The organism is Agrobacterium sp. ES01 (assembly GCF_050320885.1).
Classification (GTDB): Bacteria; Pseudomonadota; Alphaproteobacteria; order Rhizobiales; family Rhizobiaceae; genus Allorhizobium.
Window position 1 is genome coordinate 707302 of sequence record NZ_JBNQTH010000003.1, and the last position, 26293, is coordinate 733594.

Below are 26293 nucleotides of genomic sequence, written 5' to 3' on the forward strand. Positions count from 1 at the left end.
CTTACGAGGCGCCCTGGGATGCAATGATGTCGTCCAGCAGCATCTGCGCGCGGCTGCGGACATTACCCGGCGTTTCCGGGTCTTCTGTAATTTGTTCGAACCATTCGCGCGCACGGCCAAATTCACCGGCCTTGTAGGCGGTAAGCCCAAGGGCTTCGCGCGCCGAATGACGCATCGGATTTTCAGGCACAGCCATGACTTCGACTTCGGCTGAGACCCGGTCATAGTCACCGCTGTCAATGAGCAGCCATGCAGAACGGAGACGTGCCACATCGCGGATGGCATCCGGGGCAGACGTATCCTTGGCAATGGCGTCAAAGCCGCTGACCGCTGCATCGGTATGGCCCTGTTGCGCCTGAATGGTGGCAGCGCGCATTTGGGCAAGCACCGGATAGGACCCGTGACCATCCTTCTCAAGAGCTTCGAGCGCGGCCAGCGCCTCGTCATTCTTGCCGTCCTTGGAAAGCTTGAGCGCCGCCAGAAAGCGGTCGCCGGAACCGGAGGCCTGAGTATTCAGCCAATACTCATAACCGCGATAACCGGCAGTGCCGACAACGATCAGCAAAGCGAGACCGATGATGATCTTGCCAAAACGGCGCCATACATCCTTGACCTGATCGGAACGGAGTTCCTCATTCACTTCACGGATAAAGCTGTCGTTTTCATCTACCATGTCATTCTCCGGCTGGCCGCCTGCAGTATTTTGAGATCGAAACGGCCTTCTAGCGACAAATCCAGCCGGTTGTAAGGGGGCTAGCGCTAAAAGCGCCTATATTTAGAGACTCATCGCCGGCAATGGCGCGACGTTGAATAACAATTCATGCAGCTTGAGGATGAAAGCAAGCCAGACGACGACGCCGAGAACGAGTGCAAGCAGGTCATAACGCGTGGAAACGAAGGGCCTGAGCGTGATCTCTCCGGCGCGCTGACGGCGCTTCAGGGTGATGCGCATGAAGACGCCCCATGCCAGGAAAGCACCGAACAGGATGACCGAGGCCAGATCGCCATTGGCAAGCAGGTGGGCGGTTGCCCAGATCTTGATGGATAGCACCATGGGATGCTTGGTCTTGGTGGCGATATGGCCGGCCGGCAAAACTGCCGCCACAAGACAGACCATGGCAAACAGCATCAGGGTCAAGGCGATATGCGCTGTCCAGACCGGCGGGAACCACAGATTGACGGTCGGCGCCTGGCTGTAGCCGTAGACGATAACCGCAATCGACACGATGCTGACGAGCGAATAGACGGCGCGCCAGCCTTGCACGCCGAGCTTGGCAATCATCGAGGTGCGCGCACCCGGTGCAAAACTGCGCAATGAATGCGTTCCGATAAACATCAAAACACCGATAATGAGAATGGCCATTTGTCCTCGCCCCTGGGTCAGGTTTCCAAGGCTTGGCATAAAGCGCCCGGAGGTAAATTTCCAGCCGTTTCAAAGCTTGGCCGCAATTCAGTGGCACCGAGGCCGCCAAACATTACGAGGTGCCCATGTCGCGTTCTCTCTACGCCCTCTCCGTCCTTGCGCTCAGCATCGCTTCGCCGCATGCCACGAAAGCTGCCGACCCGCAGAAACAGCTGGTGCTGATTTCCTTCGATGGTGCTGGCGACAACAAGCTGTGGGGCAAGAGCCTTGCCATGGCAAAGGCAAGCGGTGCCCACTTCACCTATTTCCTCTCCTGCACAAACCTGATGACGCGCCAACAGGGCACCGCCTACAAGGCGCCCGGCATGAAGGCCGGACGCTCCAATGTCGGCTTTGCCGTGTCAACCGAAGACGTGCGCACGCGCCTCGAGCATATCTGGAACGCCCATCTGCAAGGCCACGAAATCGCCAGCCACGGCTGCGGTCATTTCGACGGCAAAGACTGGACCAAGGCCGATTGGCTGAAGGAAATGCGCAGCTTCGATGATGTGGTTCTGAACGCCTGGCAGACAGCCGGCATCGCGAACAAGGAACCGGAAGGCTGGCGCGACTTTGCAACGCACGGCATCAAAGGCTTTCGCGCACCCTATCTCTCCACCAGCGACAGCCTGCACGCAGCCGAACGCGAAGCCGGCTTTACCTTCGACGCCAGTCTCGTCACCAACGGACCGCAATTGCCGGACATGGAAAAAGGACTGACCGCCTTCGGCCTGCCCCTCATTCTCGAGGGACCGAAGCAACGCCGCATTATCGGCATGGACTACAATCTGTTCGTTCGCCACTCCGCCGGAATGGACAATCCATCCCGCACCAGAGAGTTTGAGGAGCGCGCCTATCAGGCCTTCCGCGCAGCCTTCGACGAACAGTATGACGGCGACCGCATCCCACTCCAGCTCGGCTTCCACTTCGTCGAAATGAACGCCGGGGCCTATTGGCGGGCCCTCGACCGTATCGTGAGCGAGGTCTGCGGCATCAAAGATGTAGCCTGTGTGAGTTATTCCGAGGCCATGCAGTCCGTCAATGCGGAACGGCAGGAGCCAAAGAGCGTCAGCCAGTAACGAAAAATCCCGACGCCAGGACGCCGGGATCTTCCATGTTCAAAAGTGGACAAAGCGAAACGCTTACTCGCCCTTCTCCAGATATTCCTGATCGAGATCCGGCAGCGGCTCGTTGTCGATTGCCGCTTCGAAAGCACGAAGACGTTTGTAGATCGACATCAGCTCCACCACCGTTGGCCACACATTGACCAGATACTGGAACGAGTTGGACACCTGACCGAAAGCCGTCGCGATCTGCTGGTAGATACCATAGGTGATCTTTACCGCCACGATCGTCGGCACGAGGAAGAACAGCAGAAACAGATTGTCCGCCTGTCCATAGAACGAACGTGCGAAGTTGAAGTAGAGATAGTGGAAATAAAGGCGGAAATAATTCGTGCGCACATGGCTGTACAATTCACGCACCGTCATCGGCTGGGCGCGGTCAGCATTATCCTCCCCGTAGACGAGCTCTTTACGATAGGCCGCTTCCACCCGCTGGTTCTTGAACTCAAGGCCCGGAAGTTTGATGCCGACGACGGCGAGCAGCCCCGTACCGAACACTGACCACACAAGTGCAAGCCAGAACAGGCTATGTGGAATGGCACCCAGGATCGGTAGATCGGTGACGTATTGCGACAGCGAAAACAGGATCGGCAGGAACGCAATCAGGGTCATCAGCGCATCGATCAAAGACACACCAAGTCCCTCGAAGGTCGATGCAAAACGCATCGTGTCTTCCTGCACACGCTGTGATGCACCTTCGATATAGCGAACGCGCTGCCACTGAGACATGTAGTAATTGTTCATCGCGGTGCGCCAGCGGAAGACATAGTGACTGACGAAGAAGCGAACGACGACAAAGACGATCACGTTCAGGAAGGCGATCCCCATGAACAACACCATCAGGTCGTAGAAGTTCTGCGCCGTAATGCCTTCCTTGCCGGTAAGGGCATTCTGCAACAGGTCGCCGAATGGCCGCCGCCAGTTGTTGATGGCAACGGACACCTGGACACCGAAATAGGTGGTGAAAATGATAAAGGCCGAGCCCCAGATCGACCATGTACGCCAGGGTTGGTCCTTGGCATAAAACTGCCAGAACAGGCCGAAACTCACGGTCCAGACGAGAGCGTAGAGATAGAACCAGAGATAATCCCGCGTGACGAAGAAGCCCAGACTGATGGACGGGGCTTCATCCGCACCCAGTGGCGGCATGCCCAGCGCGGTCCCCATCTGATCTCCGTAGAAAAACCAGATGAGAACAGACAGCAACGTCCAAATCGCGGCTGAGGAAAAGAACAGTTTCGGCTTTGGGAAGAATGATTGAAACACAGGCAGGGCACTTTCATGCAAGAGCGGCGAAGACAGGGCAAGCCCTGTCAAACTTCTTGAGTGCCGTGAAACTAAGGCAGAATTTATTCGCCAGCAATGGCAACAATCCAACCTTGCAACATTGTAATGTCATCCGCGCTTTTTGCGTGTGCACGCGCGGAGTTTGAACGAACGCTCGGCGATCGTTTGCACCGTGGAATGCCGCATATCAGGGGGTATCAGTCGGCCAACCGCCTGTAGACCGGGACAACCAGCAGCACGCACAGACATAGTGCAACCGCTGCAAGCACAGTCGCAACTGTAAATCCACCGGTCGCCTGCGCCACCCATCCAGCCACAAGCGGCCCGACGATCTGACCGACACCGAAGGACGCTGTCATGAAGGCAAGCGCCCGGCGGGGACTTTCAGGCGCCAGACGCCGCCCGATTCGAAGACCATAGGCCGTGATCATCACGAAGGTCGCGCCAAGTGCTGTGCCCCCGATCATCGGTGCCATCGATGCGGGAAGAACGACTGTCGACATCACACCCGCAGCTTCCACCAGGAGGCCGGTGATATAGGCGCCAGCCAGCCCGATCCGGAGCATCACAGGACGCCACACAAACAGCGAGATGGCAGCAGCGATACCGGTCAGGAACCAGGTCAGGAACTCGACCGTCGGCCCGGCGTCGCCCATACGCGCCATGGTGACGATAAAGGTGGCGGTGATGACATAGCCAAAGCCGAAGACACCGTAAGAAAGCGTAACGAGGACCAATGGCAGACGCCAGACGAGCGGTGGCTCGCGAACCACGCCCGACGGAATATGCGGTGCATGCGGAAGGTAACGCCACACAAACAACAGCAGCAAGATCGTGATACCGGCACCATAAAGCCAATCGGTGCGCCAGAGGCCAGGATCGCCACCGCCGTGAAGCGCTGTGACGAACACCATCAGGGAAGACAGCGCGATGCCCATGCCGACACCGCCGAAATGCGTGGCTTGCGCATGTTCACTGCCACGCGCTGCCGCATGCGCGAGGACAATCGACGAAATGAAGATCATGGCAAAGGCGCTGGCGATACCGGCCACGAACCGGATGGCGATAAAAACCACCACGCTGCTGGTGACCCCCATGGCCGCCAGCATGAACGAACTGACAAGCAGCGCCAATAGCCCCACCAATCGTTCGCGGCCCGCCGCCCAGCCATAGGCTGCGAGAATGGCACCAGCCAGATAGCCGACGAAATTCCCAGCGGCAATCAGCCCTGCCTCTGCCGATGACAGCGGCAGATCGGCCATCATGCCCGGAAGAATAGGGGTGAATACAAAACGTCCGAAACCCATGGCGGATGCCATCGCCACGGCACCCGCAAGCGCGGTGCCAACCAGTCCAGTGCCGCCCGTTTTGATGATCGTCATGGCCGGGATATCGCACCCGGTCCTCAGACTGACAAATCATAAATTCTGATGCCGCCATTCATGCGACTGAAGAGCATCGGCGATGGAGCGAGCCGTTGATGACTTGTTCTTGGCGCAAAATCCGCTACTGGAGGGGAAAAATTCAAAGGAGCATCCCATGAGCGACCTGACCGTGCAGCAGGCAACCGACGCCATCTACGTCTCGATCAACAATGACAACGAAGATATCGACGCCCATGTGGCAGCACTGAAAGCCGCCATGGCTCGCGAAGGTGTCCGGGAAGCTGTGTTCGAAACAAAGAAACTGGCCGTGCCAAACCGCCAGGGTCGCAAGATGATGCAGTCCTACTTCCGCAAGAAAGGCATCACCGTCACTTTCACGGACTGACCTATTGGCGCGCTGACCACTTTCCCCGCCTTTGACTCTCAGTCGAAGCGGGGGTGGCATGCTGCACCGTCATTCGGAATAACAGAGGCCGAGTTTCAACTCGGTGGCAAACCGCGCCTGTCTCAGTCCACCATGGTTACGACCAGCGGGCCGTTGCGGGTCACAACCACCGTGTGCTCGAACTGCACGGTTGGTGCCTTGGGACTGGAATAGAGCGTCCAGGGATCGTCACCATCTTCCGCCCATTGACCGCCGATCGACAGGAACGGTTCGATGGTGAAGACAAGCCCCTCCTCCATGATCCGGGTCTCGTCGGGATCGGGCCATGTGGCCAGTTCCTTCGGCTCCTCGTGCAGCGAATAGCCAACGCCATGGCTGGCGAGATTGGAAATCAGCGTGTAGCGGTTCTTCCTGGCGAAGGTGCCGATGGAATTTCCGATACTGGCAAGCGGCTGACCGGTTTTCACCTGGTTGATACCGACCCACATGGCCCGTTTGCCATCGCGCAACAGGCGCTCCATCTTGGATGTGGTTGGCGGCACGGCAAAGGACGCGCCAGCATCGGCGAACACGCCGTCTTTCTCGGCTGACACATCGATATTGACGATATCGCCGGCACCGATCACCCGGTCGCCGGGAATGCCGTGCGCCACTTCCTCATTCACACTGATACAGGTCGCGCCGGGAAACTCGTAACAAAGCTCCGGCGCCGAGCGTGCGCCATTGTCTTCCAGCAGCTTGCGACCGATCTGATCGAGCTCAAGCGTGGTGATCCCCGGCTTCAGTGCCTCGCTCATCGTCTTGATGGCAAGCCCGCACAGCCGTCCGATCTCCTTGAGCTTCTGCAGTTCGTCGTCAGTCTTTACAATCATGGTTTTCCCGTCCGGATGAGACTTGGCCTCACCCGGTCTGTTTTTCGTCGGCGCCCGCTTTCGCGTTCTTTGCCTTCTCGGTCAACGCCTTTCTGACAATCGGCGCCACTTTGGTGCCGAACAGCTCGATGGCCCGCATCAGTTCCTTGTGCGGCATCAGGCCTATGGCCATCTGGATCAGGAAACGGTCGTTCTGGAAGATGCCGTGATGAGCGATGATCTTTTCGGCCAGCGTTTCCGGATCGCCGACGAAGATCGCGCCATGGGGTCCGCGCTGCATATCGAAATGCGCCCGCGTCATGCCCTGAAAGCCGCGTTCGCGACCGATCCGGTTCATCACGGCAGCCTGGGGCTCGTAGAAAATGTCGGCGGCCTGCTCGGTCGTGTCGGCCACAAAGCCGTGCACATTGATCGAGGTCTTCAAGGTCGCCGGATCGCGTCCCACCTTTTCAGCCGTCTTGCGATAGAGCTCGAACAGCGGCGCAAAGCGACGTGGCTCGCCGCCAATGATTGCAAGCGCCAGAGGCAGGCCGAAATAGGCAGCCCGCGCGACCGAATTGGGTGTGCCACCTACGGCAATCCACAGCGGCAGCGGATCCTGAAAAGGTCGTGGATAGACTGGAAGACCTGGGATCGGTGCCCGCGTTTCGCCAGACCATGTCACGGTCTCATTGTCGCGCAGCTCCATCAACAGTTTGAGCTTTTCGTCAAACAGCTTGTCGTAATCGTCGAGTTCATAGCCAAACAGCGGGAAGCTCTCGATGAACGATCCGCGACCGGCCATGATTTCAGCACGACCGCCCGACAACAGATCGACCGTCGCATATTGCTGGAACACACGCACCGGATCATCCGATGACAGCACGCTTACGGCGCTGGTGAGCCGGATATTCTTGGTCTTGACGGCAGCGGCTGCCAGAATGGTCGCGGGAGACGAGGCCATGTAGTCAGGCCGGTGATGCTCGCCAAGGCCGAACACATCGAGCCCCACCTGGTCGGCAAGCTCGATCTCCGCCATCAACTCGTCCATGCGCCGCTTGGCCTCTGCGCCCTTGTTGGGCGCGTCCGGGTCGACATCTGCGAAGGTGTAAAGGCCAAGTTCCATGGGGTTTCCTCGTCTGTGAAAGCTTTGCAAACAGATAGTGCAGCAGCCCTCCACCGCAAAGGCCGGATACGGAAACAGTGCGTCACTGGATCTTTCGGCAACTGCGTTATGCCCGTGACGAGGCCAAATACCGGATTGCGCCGGAAACCCGTTTCCGCTTAACCTCCCAGTCTATTGCGGCGCAACACAGCGCTCCAGTTTCGGGGGGAACAGATCACATGCCAAAAACAGTCGTCGTCACCGGTTCGACCAGCGGTATAGGGCTTGGCATAGCAAGGGCCTTTGCAGCAGACGGCGCCAACGTGATGATCAACGGTTTTGGCGATCGAAGCCAGATCGAAGAGATCCGCAAGGGTCTGGAAAGCGGCGGAGGCCGCGCTCTCTACCATAGCGCAGATATGACGAAGCCGGACGAGATCGCCGACATGATGGCGGAAGCCGCCGCCGAATTCGGGATGGTCGACATCCTCGTCAACAATGCCGGAATCCAGCATGTGGCACCGGTCGAAGACTTTCCCACCGACAAATGGGATGCCATCATTGCCATCAATCTGACCAGTTCCTTTCACACGATGAAAGCAGCGATCCCGGCGATGAAGGCGAAGAAGTCCGGTCGCATTATCAATATCGCATCCGCCCATGCGCTTGTCGCCTCTCCCTACAAGGCGGCCTATGTGGCAGCAAAGCACGGCATCATGGGTCTGACCAAAAGTGCCGCCCTCGAGCTTGCCGAATTCGGCATCACCGTAAACGCCATCTGTCCGGGTTATGTACTGACACCGCTGGTCGAAAAGCAGATTCCGGACACCGCCAAGGCCCGCGGCATATCCGAGGCCGAAGTCAAATCGGACGTCATGCTGCGACTGCAGGCCACCAAGGAATTCGTCTCCATAGATGAAGTGGCGGCCACAGCGCTGTTCCTGGCAAGCGACGCCGCCCGGCAGATTACCGGCACGCATATCTCGATTGATGGCGGCTGGACCGCACAGTAGACTGATTAAGACAATGCGAAAAAGACCCCGCCATCCGGGCGGAGAAGAGGCAAGGGCATGAGTGACAGCATCCGTTTCATTTTGAATGGCGAGGACATCGCACTCACCGATGTCGGATCGACGGAAACGCTGCTGGACTTCCTCAGGCTGCGACGCCGGTTGACCGGCACCAAGGAGGGTTGCGCGGAGGGCGATTGCGGCGCCTGTACCGTGCTGGTCGGACGCCTTGCCGATGGCAAGCTCTGCTATGAAACCGTCAATGCCTGCATCCGTTTTGTCGGCTCCTTGAATGCGACCCATGTGGTGACGGTTGAGCATCTGGCCGCAAAGGACGGCACACTTCACCCGGTCCAGCAGGCCATGGTTGACCAGCACGGGTCACAATGCGGTTTCTGCACGCCGGGCATTGTCATGTCGCTCTACGGTTTGTGGCTGACGGCCAGCAGCCCGTCTCGCGCCGATATCGAACGCGCTTTGCAAGGCAATCTCTGTCGCTGCACCGGCTACGAGCCGATCGTCAAGGCCGCCGAACAGGTGGCAGCCCAGCGTCCGTCTTCGCTCTTCGATCCGATTGAGCGCGACCGTGCCGATATAAGCGCGCGCCTCTGGTCCCTGTCAGACGGACGAACCATCACCATGAACAGCAATGGCGGACGGCTCGTCGTGCCCGGATCGGTTGATGACCTGGCCGAGATACTCGCTCAACAACCAAAGGCGACAATTGTGGCCGGAGCAACCGATGTCGGTCTCTGGGTCACCAAGCAGATGCGTGACATCGATCCTGTTGTCTTCGTCAATCATCTCCCGGAACTGCAAACGACGACTGTTTCGCAAGAGGGCATCACCATCGGCGCTGGCGTCACCTATGCGCAGGCATTTGCGACACTGGGCCGCGAAATCCCAGCCATCGGCCGCCTGATCGACCGCATCGGCGGACAACAGGTGCGCAATATGGGCACCATCGGCGGCAACATCGCCAACGGCTCCCCCATCGGCGACACGCCGCCTGCCCTTATTGCATTGGATGCGAGAGTGACCTTGCGCAGCAAGGCCGGCAGCCGAACGATCGCGCTCGAAGATTATTTCATCGATTACGGCAAGCAGGACAGGAAAGAGGGCGAATTCGTCGAAAGCGTCTTCGTTCCAAGGCCCGCTGCCAAACTTCACTACGCGGCCTACAAAATCTCCAAGCGCCGCGACGAGGATATCTCCGCACTCTGCGGTGCATTCCTTCTTGGGCTTAATGACGAGGGCACTGTCGACACCATCCGCATCGCGTTCGGGGGGATGGCCGCGACACCGAAACGCGCGAAAGCCGTGGAAGCCGCCTTGATCGGACAGTCCTGGACCCAAGCCACTGTCGACGCAGCACGAACAGCCTTTGAGGAGGATTATCGACCGCTCACCGACTGGCGCGCCACCGCCCAGTACCGAACGCTGACAGCCAAGAACCTGCTCACCCGGTTCTTCCTGGAAACCTCGGGCCAAGGCCAGGAATTGCAGCGTTTTGCGCTGGAGGAGGCATGATGGACAAGAGCCCCATAATCGACAAGGCCGCCTTTACCGCCGCCACGGATATCAAAGGCCCCATGCATGCAGCGCGCGCTCATGATTCAGCGCATAAGCACGTCGCCGGCACCGCGGAATATATCGACGACATTCCCGAACCGGCCGGCCTGTTGCATGGTGCCATCGGCATGTCAGATCGGGTTCATGCAGAGATCGTCTCGATGGATCTGTCCGATGTCGAAAGCGCTCCGGGTGTTGTCTGCGTGCTGACATCGAAAGATGTTCCCGGCGTCAATGACATCGCCTCGGGAACCCATCACGATGAACCGCTGCTGGCCGACAAGAAGGTCGAATTTCACGGTCAGGTGATGTTTGCCGTGGTTGCCGAAACGCGGGACGCCGCACGGCGCGCTGCGCGCCTCGCAAAGATCCAATATGCCGACCTGCCCTTCTGGACGGATGTGAAAGGCGCAAAGACCAACGGATCGCCGCTGGTGACACCTGGAATGGTTCTGAAGCGCGGTGATCCGTTAACCGAACTGGATAGCTCCGACCATCGCCTGAAAGGCCGGATGGTGATCGGTGGTCAGGAACATTTCTACCTCGAAAGCCACATCGCCATGGCCGTGCCGGGCGAGGATGACGACGTCACCGTCTGGTCCTCCACACAGCACCCCTCCGAGATCCAGCATATGGTGGGCCATGTGCTCGGCATTGCCTCCAACGCCATCACCGTCAATGTCAGGCGCATGGGGGGCGGCTTCGGCGGCAAGGAAACGCAAGGCAACCAGTTTGCAGCCCTTGCCGCGATTGCAGCCAAGAAACTGAACCGCGCTGTCAAATTCCGCCCCGACCGGGACGAGGACATGACGATGACGGGCAAGCGTCACGATTTCGTCGTTGATTACGATGTCGCCTTCGATAGCGCGGGTCGTATTCACGCGGTGGATGCCAATTTCGCCGCCCGCTGCGGTTACTCCGCCGATCTCTCTGGCCCCGTGACGGACCGCGCCTTGTTTCATGCGGATTCAAGCTATTTCTTCCCCCATGTGAGGCTCACCTCTGAACCGCTTAAAACCCATACGGTTTCCAACACGGCCTATCGCGGCTTCGGTGGTCCTCAAGGCATGGTGGGTGGAGAACGGATCATCGAGGAAATCGCCTATGCTGTCGGCAAGGACCCTCTCGAAATCCGCAAGCTGAATTTCTATGGCGAAGCCGGTTCGGGGCGCGACATCACCCCCTATCATCAGGCAGTGGACGACAACATCATCGCCCGCGTCGTCGATGAACTCGAAACCTCCTGCGACTACCAGTCCCGCCGTCGGGAGATCATCGCGTTCAACAAGACGAGCCCGGTGATCAAGAAGGGCATTGCACTCACGCCGGTCAAATTCGGCATTTCCTTCACCATGACTGCCTTCAATCAGGCCGGCGCCCTGGTCCATGTCTATCAGGATGGATCGATCCACCTGAACCATGGCGGCACGGAAATGGGTCAGGGCCTGTATATCAAGGTGGCCCAGGTGATCGCCGATTGCTTTCAGGTCGATATCGACAAGGTCAAGATCACCGCGACCACCACGGCCAAGGTGCCGAACACCTCGGCAACGGCCGCCTCCTCGGGCTCTGATCTCAACGGCATGGCCGCCTATGATGCTGCGCGCCAGATCAAGGAACGGCTTCTGGCCTTTGCCGTCAGGCACTACCAGGTGCCGCCGGACGAGGTCGAATTCATGCCCAACCGCGTGCGCGTCGGCGAGGAAGAAATTCCCTTCCCGGATTTCATCAACAAGGCCTATTTCGCCCGCGTCCAGCTGTCTGCTGCGGGCTTTTACAAGACGCCGAAAATCCATTGGGACCGCGCCGCCGGACGGGGAACGCCCTTCTATTATTTCGCCTATGGCGCCGCCTGTACGGAAGTCTCGATCGACACGCTGACGGGAGAATATCTGATCGACCGCACCGACATTCTCCACGATGCCGGCAAGTCGCTCAATCCAGCCATCGATATAGGCCAGATCGAAGGTGGGTTCGTGCAGGGCATGGGCTGGCTGACAACGGAAGAATTGTGGTGGGACGACAAGGGTCGCCTGCGCACCCACGCGCCGTCCACCTACAAGATCCCGCTTGCCTCCGACCGCCCGAAGATCTTCAACACGAAGCTCGCGACCTGGTCTGAAAATGCCGAACCCACCATCGGCCGCTCCAAGGCCGTCGGCGAACCACCCTTCATGCTGGCAATTTCAGTGCTGGAAGCCCTATCCATGTCCGTCGCCAGTGTCGCCGATTACAAGATCTGCCCGAAGCTGGACACTCCGGCAACTCCCGAGCGGATATTGATGGCCGTGGAGCGATTGCGGAACGCAAGCGGTGCCTGAAAGGATGGCGAACACGCTCCCGACCTTCCTGTCGACGCACCCCGATACCGTCCTCGTCGAGATTATCGGCGCCAAGGGATCCACGCCGCGGGAAGCAGGCGCCTTCATGCTGGTGGCGGAAGAGGCCTGCTTTGGCACCATTGGCGGTGGGCAGCTGGAGTTCATGGCAATCGACCATGCCCAGGCTTTGCTGCGCGGAGAGGACAAGCCGCTGGAACTCGATATCCCGCTCGGTCCCGAGATCGGCCAATGCTGTGGCGGCAGGGTGGCGCTTTCGTTTGAGCGCGTGGACATGCTGGCGGCGGCGAGGCTTGTGGCCAAGGATCTGGCAAAGCGCGAAGAGGACCCCGATGTTTTCCTGTTCGGTGCCGGCCATGTTGGGTTGGCATTGGCGCAGGCACTGGCGCCCCTGCCCGTCCGTGTGACCATTGTGGAGACCCGCCCCATTGCAGAAACGCTTCCCGCCGGCGTCAATCTTCGCCATATTGCCATGCCCGAAGCCGAAGTAGCGTCAATTGGCGCGGGCGGTGCGGCAATCATCCTCACCCACGACCATGCGCTGGACTTCCTGATCGCCAACGAGGCGCTGGCCCGGGAAGACCTTACCTATGTCGGCATGATAGGCTCGACCACAAAGCGCGCCACCTTTGCCTCTTGGCTTGCCCGGGAGGGCGTACCCGAAGCCAGGCTGGAGCAACTGATACTCCCGATCGGCGGCAAAACGGTGAGGGACAAGCGGCCGGCCGTGATCGCGGCCATGGTTGCCGCTGAACTGATGGCAGCGCTCGCGCGCTGAACTGCGATTGTCCCCAACGGCTGCGACCTGCATGCCCGCGCGAAAGGCCCGGACAAGCCAGAACGACCAGTGTGAGGCTGAATGTCCATGCAACCATGGCTTAAGCACTTCGCGGTGCCACCTCCATGTGACCCTGAAGCTCTCGAACGTCCAAACGGGAAGGAGAAAACGATGAATCACGCAAGTCGTCCGGTCGCGGCTCTCGCCCTTTTGAACGAACTCGCCAACGGCCAGACCTCAGACACCAGCAGGACGAAACCGGAGCTGACGTCCAAGCAACGGTCTGGACAACTGTTGCAGACAGCCATCCTGTGCCGCGCCCGGCGCGACTATGATACCGCAGCCAGGCATCTGTTGGAGGCAACGGAACTAGATCCGTTGAACGCAGAACTATTCTTCCTGCTCGGCACGACACTCCACCAGTGCGGCAAGCCCCAGCTCGCCCTTCGTGCCATGCGGCAGGCCTCGGAACTGGCCCCTGAAAACGCGTCGGTGCTGACCAATCTAGGCCGCATTCTGCTGGATCTGGAACGAGATGAGGAAGCAGAAACGATCCTCCGCTCTGGCCTGGAACAGGCACCAAACGATCCTGTTATCCTCAGAATGCTCGCCACACTGCTTCGCGACAAGGGCGATGGCCCCGGCGCACGTTGCCTTTGGCTGCATCTGCTGACGCAGCAGCCGGCTGATGCGGAAGCGCGATACAATCTTGCCCACGGCCCGGATTTCCAACCGGATGCGACCTGGATTGCCGAGACGGAACGGCTGGCGAAAAAGACCTCGGATGCAACGGACTGCGCCATGCTCCTCTTCGCCCTGTTCCGCGCCCATGAAAGGTCTGACAACCCTGATCTGGCCTTTGCGGCCCTTGAGCGCGGCAATCAGGTGTGCCGATTGAGCTTTCGTCATGACCCTCAAATCGAGGAAGCGCTGTTTGCGGCGCTGCAATCCCACTTCGATGCCGCCTATTTTCAAGCGCCGCCACGGGACGACCAGCAATCGCCGATCTTTATTGTCGGCATGCCACGATCCGGCACCTCGCTTGCAGAACAAATACTTGCCAGCCACCCCTGCGTTCATGGCGGCGGAGAACGAGCGGAATTGACCGAACTGGTGGTTGAGTACCTGGCAGATCCCAGGCACCCTCGATTAATGCTCGACGGGTTCGAACCGCATGCACCTAAAGCAAGCATCATGGCAGACCGCTATCTTACGGCACTGAGACAGGTCGCCGGCGGCAAACCGCGCTTCACCGACAAGATGCCGCTCAATTTTCGCTGGATCGGTATCATCAAGACGCTCTTTCCAAACGCACGGATCATCCACTGCACCCGCCCGCCCATTGAAAACTGCATGTCGATCTATGCCAGCCTCTTCGGCTCCGAAGGCAATCGCTATGCCTATGAGCAGCAGGAACTGGGTCGCTATTATGCCGCCCATGTCCAGTTGATGCAGCACTGGACAAATGTGCTGGGAGAAGATCACATCCTGCATTTCGATCTGACGGCACTAAAGCAGGACCAGGAAGGGCAAACACGCCGCCTCCTCGAGTTCTGCAGCCTTGAATGGTCTGACACCTGCCTGTCGTTCGAGCGCACCAACCGCGCGGTAAAGACTCTGTCGGCGGCCCGCGTACGTGAGGGTCTCGACCGCTCGAAGGATCGCCGGACGGAAATGTTCAGACCCTTCCTGGCTCCCTTGGAGGCGACCCTTCGGGAAGCGCGCATCGATCCTGACCATCACTGGAATTGATTCTCGAAGCAGGCGCGAGTGCCGCACGGGATTTGCCACTGCTGGAGCACTGAAGCCGCAATCATAGAAACCACCGCCGCTCTTCGAACGGTGCCGGGTATCGTGAAACACCGCGGCGCTCGTCCGCGCTATGCCGCCGACGGCCATCCAGAAGACCTATATCCCTGCGCTGGTCGTCCGACATCAAAATGTCGGGACGCTTGGACAGGCACCGGTGTGCAATAGCCGCAACTGCGCGCTGGAGCAGGCGCAACACGGCCTTCGGCAATGACATGATCATAACCGTCTTCCCTTCCCTATAGGACTGTGCAATTCATCTATCGTGGATGAGATAGCGCTGAATCATAGGGATATTCCAACGAGTATATCATCTGCATGGATCAAGAGGACTCATCCATGAAAATGTCGAGAAACTTTCCGCTCAACGGCTTGCGCGTGTTTGAGGCGGCAGCAAGACATTTAAGCTTTACGAAGGCCGGCGAGGAATTGGGGCTCACGCAGACGGCGGTGAGCTATCAGATCAAGCTGCTGGAAGAGACCCTTGGCCAGTCTCTGTTTTTACGCCGCCCACGTCAGGTGACCCTGACAGACGCGGGCCGAAAGCTGGCGCCCAAGGTGACGGAAGGGTTTGGCACATTGACGGAGGCGGTTGGATCCTTGCGGCAAGACGCCAATGACACACTCACCATCAACGCGCCCATGACCATTACATCGCAATGGCTGGCGCGCAGGATTGGCACATTTCAGATGCAGCATGCAAATCTGGCCGTGCGTCTGGATACGACGCAGTCCATCATCGACTTCTCGCGGGTGGAGGCGGACGTCGCAATCCGCATCGGAAAGGGAGAATGGCCGGGTCTCACCAGCCACCTGCTTCTGCGTGGAGCCTTCACGCCCATGCTCAGCCCGAAGCTGGCCGAGACGATCGGTGGTATCGAGCACCCGTCCGACCTCTTGAAACTGCGGATCATCGATCCCGGTGATCCCTGGTGGCGCATGTGGTTCGACGCGGCAGGTGTGCCGGATGCAGATCTGAAAAAGCACCCCCGAAGCCAACTCGGCGTGCAATCCTACGAGGCAAACGCAGCCATGGCGGGACAAGGCGTCGCCATTCTGACGCCTGCCTATTATGCGGAAGAAGTTGCAGCCGGCCGCCTGGTACAGCCGTTCGACCTCTCCTGCAATGACGGCAACGACTGTTGGGTCGTCTATCCCGAACATCGGGGAAGGACACCCAAGATCAAGGCGTTCCTTGACTGGATCATGGCGACGGCAAGCGTCGATTGGCCGATACCGACGCCATGATCAGGCCCGACGGAACGCATCTTTCAAAAGGCCATATCCGGCGCATAGAAACAACGCGGGGTATTTTCATCCGGATAGAGGCATAAGTGATACTCGCTGTCCTGCGAGCGTCGCGCGGTCGTCTGGGGGAACTGGTAGATATGCTCGCGCGTGACAAGTCTGTGTTCACCGGCCTCGATCTGCACACGATAACCGCCGCCGATAATCTTCACACTGCTGGACGGGATCATCTGGCAATCCCCCGTATGGTTATTGCCGTTGCAACAATAGGCCTCATACCGCCAGCCAGAGGCGGCATCATGGGCCAGTACACTCAATGGAAACGCGGACGCAAACAATACGCTTGGGAGGATAATGCGCATGAGCTGTTCTCCATTCGAGATCAGCCGCCGGTGCTACGCAAACCACCTTCCTCCGGCGGCCCTGCGGGATGATCGTAACATATTCGTCATATACGTCCTATCGCATGAAATGGGGGACATTTTATTGCACTGCAAAAAACACGATAAATCGCCCTCACAGCTGATCTCGCCCTTCCCTTCCTCCCCCAGTTTTTGCAATGTGGAGGGCGGGGATTAGAAAGGGACACTGCATGTACGAATACGCCATTGCCTGGGAATGGTTGGCCTTCGCGGTCCGCTGGCTGCACGTCATCACGGCCATTGCCTGGATCGGATCGTCTTTCTATTTCATCGCGCTCGACCTCGGTCTCGTCAAACGAGATCACATGCCTGCAGGTGTTTCCGGTGAGGAATGGCAGGTCCATGGCGGCGGCTTCTATCACGTCCAGAAATATCTCGTGGCGCCCGCCTCGATGCCGGAACACCTGACCTGGTTCAAATGGGAAAGCTATTTCACCTGGATGTCCGGCTTTGCCATGCTGGCGGTCGTCTATTACGGAGGCGCAGATCTCTTCCTGATCGACCGCCATGTCCTGGATATCAGCCAATGGCAGGCCATAGGCCTTTCGATGGCGTCCCTGGCCGTCGGCTGGATTGTCTATGACCTGCTGTGCAAATCGCCTGTCGGCCGCAATACCTGGGGGCTGATGGTCATTCTCTATGGCGTTTTGGTCGCCATGGGCTGGGGCTATATGCAGATTTTCACCGGTCGCGCCGCCTTCCTGCATCTGGGTGCCTTCACGGCCACCATCATGTCGGCCAATGTCTTCTTCATCATTATTCCCAACCAGAAGATCGTGGTGGCAGACCTCAAGGCCGGTCGCACGCCCGATCCCGAATATGGCCGCATCGCCAAGCAGCGTTCGCTTCACAACAACTACCTGACGCTGCCGGTCATCTTCTTCATGCTGTCGAACCATTATCCGCTGGCTTTCGCCACCGCCTATAGCTGGATCATCGCAGCGCTCGTCTTCCTCATGGGCGTCACCATCCGGCACTGGTTCAACACCACCCATGCCCGCAAGGGCCGCCCTACATGGACCTGGCTTGCAACCGTCCTGATCTTCATCGTCATCGCCTGGTTGTCCACGGTGCCGAAAGAAGCGCACGAGGATGAACTGTCGGTGGCACCGGTCAACCAGCGCTTTGCCCAGAATATCCACTTCGATGCGGCCCGTGATGTGGTCCTGTCGCGCTGTTCCATGTGCCATGCGGCAGAACCGGTCTGGGAAGGCGTGATACGCCCACCCAAGAATGTCATGCTCGAAACAGATGCGGAGATCGCCGCCCATGCCCGTGAGATCTATATCCAGGCTGGACGCAGCCATGCTATGCCGCCCGGCAACATTACCGAGGTGACGCCGCAGGAGCGGGCATTGTTGACCGCCTGGTTCGAAAGCGCTGTCGCCGAAGACAAAGAGATCCAATGACACCCCTTCTGATTCGCGCCCGACTTCTGTCCTTCAAGCGCGCACCGCAGTCCATCGATGACAGCGCATCCTATTTCTATGAAGACGATGGCGGACTGTTGATCGAAGATGGCCTGATCTCCGCCTGCGGCACCTTTGCGGACATCAAAGCCAGGGCGCCAGCAGACTGCACGGAAATAGACCACCGCCCGCACCTGGTCATGCCGGGCCTTATCGATGCCCACGTCCATTTCCCGCAAATGCAGGTCATTGCATCCTATGCAGCCAACCTGCTGGAATGGCTGAACACCTATACCTTCCCGGAGGAATGCCGCTTCGTCGAAAGCGCCCATGCGGCCCGCATCGCCACGCATTTCTTCGACGAACTGCTGCGCAACGGCACCACCACGGCCGCCGCCTATTGCTCGGTGCACAAGGCCTCCGCAGACGCCTTCTTTGCCGAAAGCCTGAAGCGCGGCACCTGCATGATTGCCGGCAAGGTGATGATGGACAGGAACGCGCCCCAGGGTCTGCTCGACACCCCGCAAATGGGTTACGACGAAACCCGGGCGGTGATCGAACAATGGCATGGCAAGGGCCGCAATCACGTGGCCATCACCCCACGGTTTGCGATCACCTCCACGCCGGAACAGATGGAAGCAGCCGCAACGCTGGCGCGCGAATATCCCAATCTCCACATTCAGACCCATCTGTCGGAAAATCTCGACGAGATCACCTATACCTGCGAGCTTTATCCGGATGCTAAGGACTATACGGACGTCTATGCTCGCTACGGCCTTTTGCGGGAAAAGGCGCTTTTCGGTCACGCCATCCACCTGTCCGATCGCGAAGCCGATGCCATGAGCGATGCCGGAGCCATCGCCGTCCATTGCCCCACATCCAACCTGTTCCTCGGCTCCGGCCTGTTTCCGATGCGCAAGTTTCAAAACCGCGAAAAGCCGGTCCGCATGGCTGTCGCATCTGATGTCGGCGGTGGTTCAAGCTATTCCATGCTCAAAACAATGGATGAAGCCTACAAGATCCAGCAGTTGCTGGGCGAACGGCTCAACCCGCTGGAAAGCTTCCACATGATGACCCTGGGCAATGCCGAGGCACTCTCCCTTCAAGACCGCATCGGCACACTGGAACCCGGAACAGATGCGGATCTTGTTGTCCTCAACGCAGCCTCGACGCCAGCCATGGCCTTGCGCATGGAGACCGTGACAACACTCGCAGAAGAGCTCTTTCTTCTGCAAACCCTTGGCGACGACCGGGCTGTGGTCGAAACCTATGTAGCGGGAACGGCAAGCAAGCCCATGTGATGAACCTCACCGCCAACATGGCGCTTTGCACGTTGGCAATGTCACTGACGGTCGGCAGGCACAGGTTCGGCGTTATGGCGCTTCCCACGTCGTAAGCTGGATCGCCGGTCGCAGCCGAATATGTGGCCATCGCAGTGGCATGCGACCATGAACGGTCCAGTCAATCGCAGAATGCATACCGTCCTTAGCGTATCGGCACCACATGCTATAGCCGAGATTGACAATCTACCTACTAGTAGGTAATCGAACTGAATGAGCAATCTTCGTACCACTGCCGATCAAATTCTGGACTGCACGCGCTCGCTGGTCATCGCCGGCGGCTATAACGGTTTCAGCTATGCCGATATCGCTGCCGTTGTCGGCATCCGTAAAGCCAGTATCCACCATCATTTTCCGGCGAAATCCGACCTTGTGCGGACGCTCGTCAATCGCTACCGCCAGGAAGCAGAAGCCGGCCTTGCGGGTCTCGACAGTGCCATCGCCTCACCCGCAGCAAGGCTGCGCGCCTATGCCGGCTATTGGGAGGCCTGCATTCTCGACGACACAGCATCGTTCTGCCTCTGCGCCCTGTTGGCCGGACAAATGACCATGTTGCCCGAAGATGTGGCGCTGGAGGTTCGCACGCATTTTCAAACCTTGTCCGCCTGGTTGACCGCGGTCCTGTCAACGGGGGCCGACCAGGGAGAGTTCCACCTGTCAGCGCCACCAGCCGTGGAAGCCGACGGCTTTATGGCAACCGTCCATGGCGCCATGTTGTCGGCACGTGCCTATGGAGATCCCGCAACATTCGCGTCCATCATTCAGCCGACCTTGCAACGCCTCGGTTCTTGAGCATCCCAGCTCCGCCGTACAATTTACCCAATGTGCCTACCAACTAGTAGATAGATATATTTAGCCCTCCAACACCACGTCAAAGGAAATCTCCATGTTCGGAATCTCACCCCTCGGCTGGGTTCACACCCTTTCCAGTCTGCCCGCCATACCTGCCGCCCTATACATGCTGGCAACCCGCGGTAGTATCACCCCGCAAACCCGTCCCGGCGCCGTCTATTTCATTTGCATGCTGATCGGCGCCCTCACGGTCTTTCTCGTGGCCCACCAGCAGATCAGTTATGTGATCGGTATTGCCACTCTTGTATTCCTGTTGGCAGGTTATGGCGTCGGTCGGCTGACCGTCCTCGGTGGTGCACGACGCTATATCGAAACGATCTGTCTGAGCCTGACCGTCTTCCTCCTGATGGTGCCTGCAGTCAGCGAGACACTGCGTCGCGTTCCGGACGGTCATCCCTTCGTCACCAGCCTTGACGCACCACTGCTGATCGGTGTGCAGGCGCTTCTTTTTGTTGCGCTCGTGGTCGGCCTGTCGGTCCAGCTTGTCGTAATTTGGCGCCAGAACCGCGCAGGCTGAAGGAAAATGCGCAGCACACGACGGATAACGCGCCATTCCTGTTCACAGACTCTCCCTGCCCGTGCTATCCGGTCAGGGAAAACGTGGAAAGGTTTGTCGAATGGGCGCACCGCTGGAAATTGCCGACCTCAAGAAAATGGCCAAGCGCCGCGTCCCCAAGCTCTTTTTCGACTATGCCGACAGCGGCTCGTATACGGAAAGCACCTACCGCGCCAACGAATCCGATTTTGCCAAGGTGAAGCTTCGCCAGCGCGTGCTGGTGGATATGACCAACCGGTCGCTGGCCACCACCATGATCGGGCAGGATGTATCCATGCCCGTCGCACTTGCGCCGACCGGCCTGACCGGCATGCAATTTGCCGATGGTGAGATGCTGGCGGCGAAGGCTGCGGAAGAATTCGGCATCCCCTTCACACTCTCAACCATGAGCATATGCTCGATCGAGGATGTCGCCTCTGTCACCACCAAGCCTTTCTGGTTTCAGCTTTACGTGATGCGCGATCGCGATTTTGTCCTCAACCTGATCGAACGGGCCAAGGCGGCAAAGTGCTCGGCACTGGTGCTGACCGCTGACTTGCAGATCCTTGGTCAGCGCCACAAGGATATCCGCAATGGTCTTTCCGCACCGCCGAAGCTGACGCCCAGGCATTTGATGCAGATGGCCATGTGCCCGCGCTGGTGCTGGCACATGCTGCAGACTGAGCGCCGCACATTCCGCAATATTCATGGCCATGTGAAGAACGTGACCGACCTGTCATCCCTCAATGTCTGGACCAACGAGCAGTTCGACCCGCAACTGTCGTGGAAAGATGTCGAATGGATCAAGGAACGCTGGGGCGGCAAGCTCATCATCAAGGGCATCCTGGACGCGGAAGATGCTGTCCTGGCGGCACAAAGCGGTGCCGATGCCATTGTCGTGTCGAACCATGGCGGCCGCCAGCTCGATGGCGCGCTCTCAACGATCTCGATGTTGCCCAGAATCGTCGACGCAGTCGGAGACCGCATTGAAGTACACCTGGATGGCGGCATCCGTTCGGGCCAGGATGTGCTGAAGGCCGTTGCCTTGGGCGCGAAGGGCACCTTCATCGGCCGCCCCTTCCTCTATGGCCTGGGCGCCATGGGCAAACCGGGAGTGACAAAGGCGCTGGAGATCATCCGCAGGGAAATGGATGTGACCATGGCGCTCTGCGGCAAGCGGGAAATCGGTCAGATCGACGGCAGCATCATTGCCGAGAACCCGTTCGCGGCCTGATTTCAGCCCGCCCAACCGCTGGTCAGGACCTCGGCCCAGCCCTCAAATCCCCGCTCCCTCGCCAGCTTCGCCGCGGCCATATGGTCGTAGCGAACCTGCCGAAACGACGGCTGCCAGCCGCGCGAAGACTTTTCCAGGATCGCATAGCAGGCAACCGGTGCGCCCTGCTCCAGCCGGTGCTCCCAGGGCTTGTGATAGGCAAAACCGTGACAGCCCACGCTACCCGGATTGACCACCATGCGCCCACCTGAAATTGAAACTGCCCGCTGCACATGGGTATGCCCGCACAGGATCAGGGGATAATCGACGCCCACAGCCTGCTCTTCGATGTGAGCACGGTCACTCATGCGGAAATAGCCTTCGGGCGTGAGTGTCTCGAGCCACATCCGGCTGTCGCTCTCCGGTGTGCCGTGGCAGAGCAGCACCTCATCGGCGACCACTTCCGTGAGAGGCAAGAGCCGCAGCCACTCCAGATCCTCATGACGCAACAGCGGATAGGCAGGTTTTTCCCAATCGCCCAATGCCTCCGGATCCTCTTCCACCAGCGCCCGGTCATGATTGCCCTGCACCGTGGGAAGCTTGAGCGGTGCCAGCAAGGCCGCGGTCTTGCCCGCGTCGATGGGACCTGAAAACACATCGCCCAGATTCACGGTGATATCGACGTTCAGAGCGGCGATATCCTCCAGCACGGCTTGGAGTGCCAGATGATTGGAATGAATATCGGCGAGTGCCGCAATGCGCATTGAAGAATGTTCCTAACGTAGATCGCCATAGGCAAGTGCACTTGCCCATTCGGCCCGGCCATTGGCGGCGGCAAGGGCCGACATGGCCATATGGTCGTACTCGACCTGCTGGAAGGCAATATGCCAGTGGCCCTCGATCTTTTCGCAGATCACATAGCAGGCGCGTGGATGGCCGACCTCCACCTTGTGCGGGATCGGCAGGTCGTCATCATAAGCAGGACAGCCGACGCTACCCGGATTGACGATCAGCCGCCCATCGGAAAGGCGCATTGATCGCGCGATGTGGCTGTGCCCGCACAGGATCAGCGACTGCGGAATATCCCTGGCAATCGCCTCGATCTCGGCCAACGGCTTCAAATGAAATTTTCCACCGTCTGAGACGGTTTCCAGCCAGTAACTGTTGTCGTTTTCTGGTTGTGCATGACAGCAATAAACGTCATCGCGCCAGACCATATCGACCGGCAGGCCACGGATCCATTCGAGCGCGCGATCATCAAGCTGAGAAAAGGCAATCGCGTCGGACGCCCCCATCTCGGTCGAATCCTGCTCGATCAGGTAGCGGTCGTGATTTCCCCGCACCGTTGGCAGGTCGAGAAGCAACAGCGTTTCTGCCACCTTGTCAGCTTCCAGCGGCCCGGAAAAGCAATCGCCCAGATTGACGATATCGCCGATGCCCCTGGCTGCTATGTCGGCAAGCACAGCCTCAAGCGCCAGCGCGTTCCCGTGAATGTCAGCAATCACTGCAAATCGCATCGTCAGCTGCCGCGATATGTGGAATAGCCATAGGGTGAGATCAGCAGCGGCACATGGTAATGCGCGTCGGTGTCGGAGATACCGAAGCGGATCGGAATGACATCGAGAAATGGCGGATCCGTGAGCTCAGCGCCACTTTCCTTCAGATAGTCGCCCGCGTGAAAAATCAGCTCATATTGTCCGGGGATGAATTCATCGCCAGCCAGGATAGGCCCACCATCGACCCGTCCATCGTCATTGGTAAAGACCGTTCGGATCAATTCGGCCTCTTCACCCTTCATCCGCACAAGCTGAATGCGCATGCACTTCGCAGGCTTGCCGAGCGCCGTGTCGAGAACATGCGTTGTCAGTCCAGTCATATCTGCGGCTCCTGGATGGTAAATGGGTTGGGGTAGAAAAACTCTTCGAGATTGTTGCCCGGACCGTCGCGATCCACAACGAGAAAATCGCACACATCCCCAAGAGCCATGAGCGGATGATGCCAGACATTGCGATGATAGTTCACGCCCTGTCCGTCGCGCGCGAGAAAGACGCGCGGCTTGCCCGGTCGCCCGCGCTCATCTTCTGCGACGGCCACAAGAAAGGGGCGCCCTGCAAGGGGTGAAAAACTCTGACTCCCGAATGGATGCCGCTCCATCATGTCAATCGCATACGGGAAAGCACGAGGCTGCCCGCGAAAGATATTGATCACAACCCCCGCGCCCTCACCCGAAGCCTCTGCGGAAGCGAGCCCATGAAAACGCTCGGTCGTTCCCCCATTGATAAGACGCATCGTCGATGGCACCGCCTCGATTACATCGCCGAACGGCGCAAAAGCTGCCGCAGTGAGCGGCTTGATGGCCAGAATGTCAGCCATGATCATTTTCCTCGCGCGTGCTGCCTAACCTGCTGGACATTGGCAAATCATACTCTTGTGTCATTTCGTCTTTGCGACCGTCGGAACTCTACCGTGCGCCGCCTCACTCCGTAAAGCAGCCATATCGGACGTCGAACAAACCGCCCATAACGAAAAAGGCGCCGACCGAAGTCGACGCCTTTTATGTTTACTGTCCCTTTTGGGATCATTCCCCCTGGAAGTCAGGTCTGAAATCAGGCCGCTGCTGCTGCCGATTCTTCCACTTCAGAAATCGTCTTCAGAACCTGCGAAGCGATGGCATAGGGGTCGCCCTGCGAGTTCGGACGGCGATCTTCAAGGTAGCCCTTGTAGCCGTTGTTGACGAAGGAATGCGGAACGCGGATCGACGCACCACGGTCAGCAACGCCGTAGGAGAACTTGTTCCATGGAGCCGTTTCGTGCTTGCCGGTCAGACGCATATGGTTGTCCGGACCGTAAACAGCGATGTGGTCTTCCAGGTTCTTGTCGAACTGGGCCATGAGCTTTTCGAAATAGTCCTTGCCGCCCACTTCGCGCATGAACTTGGTCGAGAAGTTGCAGTGCATGCCCGAACCGTTCCAGTCGGTATCGCCGAGCGGCTTGCAGTGCCATTCGATGTCGATGCCATACTTTTCGCAGATCCGAAGCAGCAGGTAGCGTGCCATCCAGATCTGGTCGGCGGCCTTCTTGGAGCCCTTGCCGAAAATCTGGAATTCCCACTGACCCTTGGCCACTTCAGCATTGATGCCTTCGTGGTTGATGCCGGCTTCGAGGCACTGGTCGAGATGCTCTTCAACGATTTCGCGTGCTACCGAACCGACGTTCTTGTAGCCGACGCCCGTGTAGTAAGGACCCTGCGGAGCCGGATAGCCCTGCTCTGGGAAGCCCAGCGGACGACCGTTTTCGTAGAAGAAGTATTCCTGCTCAAAACCGAACCATGCGTTTTCATCGTCAAGGATGGTCGCGCGGCTGTTCGACGGATGCGGGGTAACGCCGTCCGGCATCATCACTTCGCACATCACGAGAGCGCCGTTCTTGCGGTCCGGATCTGGGTAGATCGCCACGGGCTTCAAAACGCAATCGGAGCTGCGGCCTTCGGCCTGTTCGGTCGACGAACCGTCGAAGCCCCAAAGCGGAAGCTCTTCCAGCGAAGGGAAGGTGTCGAACTCCTTGACCTGCGTTTTGCCACGCAGGTTTGGTACCGGCTTGTAGCCATCGAGCCAGATATACTCGAGCTTGTATTTGGTCATAGTGCTCTCTCTTTAGTCCGGCGCCTTTCATGGGCGCACCAGAGGGGTCGAATCTCCGGTAAAAACCGGAGGCCGTCACATTAGATGCACATAGCGTGCCACTTTGCTCTCTACATTAGAAAAAATGTGAAATCCGACATCCGCGCCGGCAGTGGAACCCGACAACCCGCCTTTTCATTAAGATTTGCGGCCTACAATGAGAGCATCGTTCAAGCTTGGGCAAGCTTCGCCTGCCACAATATTGAGCGAGGCAGACATGATGAAATTGCGACCATGTCACTTTTTGCCGCGTACATGCCCATATTTTAGGCATTTTGCACTTTTTGTGTGCGTCCCATTGCGAAATATGTTAGGCAATTACCATCGAACGAGGAGTCGATGAAGAACGAGAGGCAGGAGCATGACAACGAACATTGTTCGGGAATCGGCCACGATCTACGAGTTCCCGGTAAAAAATCCGCAGAAACTGCGGGAAATGCGTGAAAGACAGCGTATGGCAAGCCTTTACGTGATGGAGAGCGGCTGCGGCAGCTGGTATCACGAGGACGCCATCCGCGAAGCAGACGAGACGCGCAAACAGTAAGCG

At 58.5% G+C, this 26293-nt stretch carries 26 protein-coding genes; 14 read left to right on the top strand and 12 right to left on the bottom strand.

Going from position 1 to position 26293, the window contains the following annotated elements:
- Position 1 precedes the first annotated feature (1 nt).
- Together ACQQ2Q_RS12610 and ACQQ2Q_RS12615 are read right to left on the bottom strand one after the other, a co-directional pair.
- The gene (locus ACQQ2Q_RS12610; protein WP_428187408.1) at positions 2–673 is read right to left on the bottom strand and encodes a tetratricopeptide repeat protein; all 672 of its coding nucleotides are present in this window, start codon (positions 671–673) and stop codon (positions 2–4) included.
- A 102-nt stretch (positions 674–775) separates the two neighbouring features.
- Complete coding sequence (locus ACQQ2Q_RS12615) at positions 776–1363, bottom strand: NnrU family protein (RefSeq protein WP_428187409.1); 588 nt, start codon at positions 1361–1363, stop codon at positions 776–778.
- Between the two features lie 125 nt (positions 1364–1488).
- On the opposite strand from ACQQ2Q_RS12615, the gene ACQQ2Q_RS12620 reads away from it, so the two are divergent.
- On the top strand, positions 1489–2481 hold the full coding sequence (locus ACQQ2Q_RS12620) for a polysaccharide deacetylase (RefSeq protein ID WP_428187410.1): 993 nt from the start codon (positions 1489–1491) through the stop codon (positions 2479–2481).
- Positions 2482–2544: 63 nt separating this feature from the next.
- Here ACQQ2Q_RS12620 and sbmA read toward each other — a convergent pair whose 3' ends face one another.
- Together sbmA and ACQQ2Q_RS12630 are read right to left on the bottom strand one after the other, a co-directional pair.
- Positions 2545–3792, bottom strand: coding sequence for a peptide antibiotic transporter SbmA (gene sbmA, locus ACQQ2Q_RS12625; RefSeq protein ID WP_428187411.1), 1248 nt, complete (start codon positions 3790–3792; stop codon positions 2545–2547).
- Positions 3793–4010: 218 nt separating this feature from the next.
- Entirely contained in the window at positions 4011–5195 is a 1185-nt protein-coding gene (locus ACQQ2Q_RS12630) for a YbfB/YjiJ family MFS transporter (protein ID WP_428187412.1), read from the bottom strand.
- Between the two features lie 157 nt (positions 5196–5352).
- Between ACQQ2Q_RS12630 and ACQQ2Q_RS12635 the strand changes: the two genes are divergently transcribed.
- Complete coding sequence (locus tag ACQQ2Q_RS12635; RefSeq protein WP_428187413.1) at positions 5353–5583, top strand: hypothetical protein; 231 nt, start codon at positions 5353–5355, stop codon at positions 5581–5583.
- 122 nt (positions 5584–5705) lie between these two features.
- Here ACQQ2Q_RS12635 and map read toward each other — a convergent pair whose 3' ends face one another.
- Both map and ACQQ2Q_RS12645 read right to left on the bottom strand, forming a co-directional pair.
- Complete coding sequence (map, locus tag ACQQ2Q_RS12640; RefSeq protein WP_428187414.1) at positions 5706–6455, bottom strand: type I methionyl aminopeptidase; 750 nt, start codon at positions 6453–6455, stop codon at positions 5706–5708.
- 28 nt (positions 6456–6483) lie between these two features.
- Positions 6484–7560, bottom strand: a complete 1077-nt coding sequence (locus ACQQ2Q_RS12645; protein ID WP_428187415.1) for an LLM class flavin-dependent oxidoreductase — start codon at positions 7558–7560, stop codon at positions 6484–6486.
- A 218-nt stretch (positions 7561–7778) separates the two neighbouring features.
- On the opposite strand from ACQQ2Q_RS12645, the gene ACQQ2Q_RS12650 reads away from it, so the two are divergent.
- The 6 genes from ACQQ2Q_RS12650 (at position 7779) to ACQQ2Q_RS12675 (ending at position 16295) form a co-directional block, all read left to right on the top strand.
- A complete protein-coding gene (locus tag ACQQ2Q_RS12650) occupies positions 7779–8552 on the top strand; it encodes a 3-hydroxybutyrate dehydrogenase (RefSeq protein ID WP_428187416.1) in 774 nt (257 codons plus the stop codon).
- A gap of 57 nt (positions 8553–8609) precedes the next feature.
- Positions 8610–10079, top strand: a complete 1470-nt coding sequence (gene xdhA, locus ACQQ2Q_RS12655; RefSeq protein ID WP_428187417.1) for a xanthine dehydrogenase small subunit — start codon at positions 8610–8612, stop codon at positions 10077–10079.
- Positions 10079–12442: a xanthine dehydrogenase molybdopterin binding subunit gene (gene xdhB / locus ACQQ2Q_RS12660; protein WP_428187514.1), complete on the top strand. Its 2364-nt coding sequence runs from the start codon at positions 10079–10081 to the stop codon at positions 12440–12442. The genes xdhA and xdhB overlap by 1 nt, the downstream gene beginning before the upstream one ends.
- Before the next feature lie 4 nt (positions 12443–12446).
- Complete coding sequence (gene xdhC, locus ACQQ2Q_RS12665) at positions 12447–13238, top strand: xanthine dehydrogenase accessory protein XdhC (protein ID WP_428187418.1); 792 nt, start codon at positions 12447–12449, stop codon at positions 13236–13238.
- Positions 13239–13409: 171 nt separating this feature from the next.
- Complete coding sequence (locus tag ACQQ2Q_RS12670; RefSeq protein WP_428187419.1) at positions 13410–14990, top strand: sulfotransferase; 1581 nt, start codon at positions 13410–13412, stop codon at positions 14988–14990.
- 396 nt (positions 14991–15386) lie between these two features.
- Positions 15387–16295, top strand: coding sequence for a LysR substrate-binding domain-containing protein (locus ACQQ2Q_RS12675; protein ID WP_428187420.1), 909 nt, complete (start codon positions 15387–15389; stop codon positions 16293–16295).
- Between the two features lie 23 nt (positions 16296–16318).
- Here the strand turns inward: ACQQ2Q_RS12675 and ACQQ2Q_RS12680 are convergent, their stop codons facing one another.
- Entirely contained in the window at positions 16319–16657 is a 339-nt protein-coding gene (locus ACQQ2Q_RS12680) for a hypothetical protein (protein ID WP_428187421.1), read from the bottom strand.
- Positions 16658–16887: 230 nt separating this feature from the next.
- On the opposite strand from ACQQ2Q_RS12680, the gene puuD reads away from it, so the two are divergent.
- The 5 genes from puuD (at position 16888) to ACQQ2Q_RS12705 (ending at position 22087) form a co-directional block, all read left to right on the top strand.
- Positions 16888–18126, top strand: coding sequence for a urate hydroxylase PuuD (gene puuD / locus ACQQ2Q_RS12685; RefSeq protein WP_428187422.1), 1239 nt, complete (start codon positions 16888–16890; stop codon positions 18124–18126).
- Positions 18123–19427: a guanine deaminase gene (gene guaD, locus ACQQ2Q_RS12690; RefSeq protein WP_428187423.1), complete on the top strand. Its 1305-nt coding sequence runs from the start codon at positions 18123–18125 to the stop codon at positions 19425–19427. Before puuD ends, guaD begins: the two co-directional genes overlap by 4 nt.
- A gap of 252 nt (positions 19428–19679) precedes the next feature.
- On the top strand, positions 19680–20258 hold the full coding sequence (locus tag ACQQ2Q_RS12695; protein WP_428187424.1) for a TetR/AcrR family transcriptional regulator: 579 nt from the start codon (positions 19680–19682) through the stop codon (positions 20256–20258).
- Between the two features lie 94 nt (positions 20259–20352).
- A complete protein-coding gene (locus tag ACQQ2Q_RS12700; RefSeq protein ID WP_428187425.1) occupies positions 20353–20835 on the top strand; it encodes a hypothetical protein in 483 nt (160 codons plus the stop codon).
- 100 nt (positions 20836–20935) lie between these two features.
- Positions 20936–22087: an alpha-hydroxy acid oxidase gene (locus ACQQ2Q_RS12705; RefSeq protein WP_428187426.1), complete on the top strand. Its 1152-nt coding sequence runs from the start codon at positions 20936–20938 to the stop codon at positions 22085–22087.
- 2 nt (positions 22088–22089) lie between these two features.
- Here the strand turns inward: ACQQ2Q_RS12705 and ACQQ2Q_RS12710 are convergent, their stop codons facing one another.
- The 5 genes from ACQQ2Q_RS12710 to ACQQ2Q_RS12730 form a co-directional block, all read right to left on the bottom strand.
- Positions 22090–22830, bottom strand: coding sequence for a metallophosphoesterase family protein (locus ACQQ2Q_RS12710; protein ID WP_428187427.1), 741 nt, complete (start codon positions 22828–22830; stop codon positions 22090–22092).
- 12 nt (positions 22831–22842) lie between these two features.
- Positions 22843–23583 (bottom strand): metallophosphoesterase family protein, encoded by a 741-nt coding sequence (locus ACQQ2Q_RS12715; RefSeq protein ID WP_428187428.1) that lies wholly within the window; start codon positions 23581–23583, stop codon positions 22843–22845.
- Between the two features lie 2 nt (positions 23584–23585).
- Positions 23586–23942 carry a hydroxyisourate hydrolase gene (uraH, locus tag ACQQ2Q_RS12720; protein WP_428187429.1) on the bottom strand — a complete coding sequence of 119 codons (357 nt, stop codon included), beginning with the start codon at positions 23940–23942 and terminating at the stop codon, positions 23586–23588.
- Complete coding sequence (locus ACQQ2Q_RS12725) at positions 23939–24439, bottom strand: ureidoglycolate lyase (protein ID WP_428187430.1); 501 nt, start codon at positions 24437–24439, stop codon at positions 23939–23941. Before ACQQ2Q_RS12725 ends, uraH begins: the two co-directional genes overlap by 4 nt.
- 233 nt (positions 24440–24672) lie before the next feature.
- Complete coding sequence (locus ACQQ2Q_RS12730; RefSeq protein WP_428187431.1) at positions 24673–25707, bottom strand: glutamine synthetase beta-grasp domain-containing protein; 1035 nt, start codon at positions 25705–25707, stop codon at positions 24673–24675.
- A 400-nt stretch (positions 25708–26107) separates the two neighbouring features.
- Here ACQQ2Q_RS12730 and ACQQ2Q_RS12735 point away from each other — a divergent pair, with 400 nt between their 5' ends.
- Complete coding sequence (locus ACQQ2Q_RS12735) at positions 26108–26290, top strand: DUF2735 domain-containing protein (RefSeq protein WP_428187432.1); 183 nt, start codon at positions 26108–26110, stop codon at positions 26288–26290.
- The last annotated feature ends 3 nt before the right edge of the window (positions 26291–26293 follow it).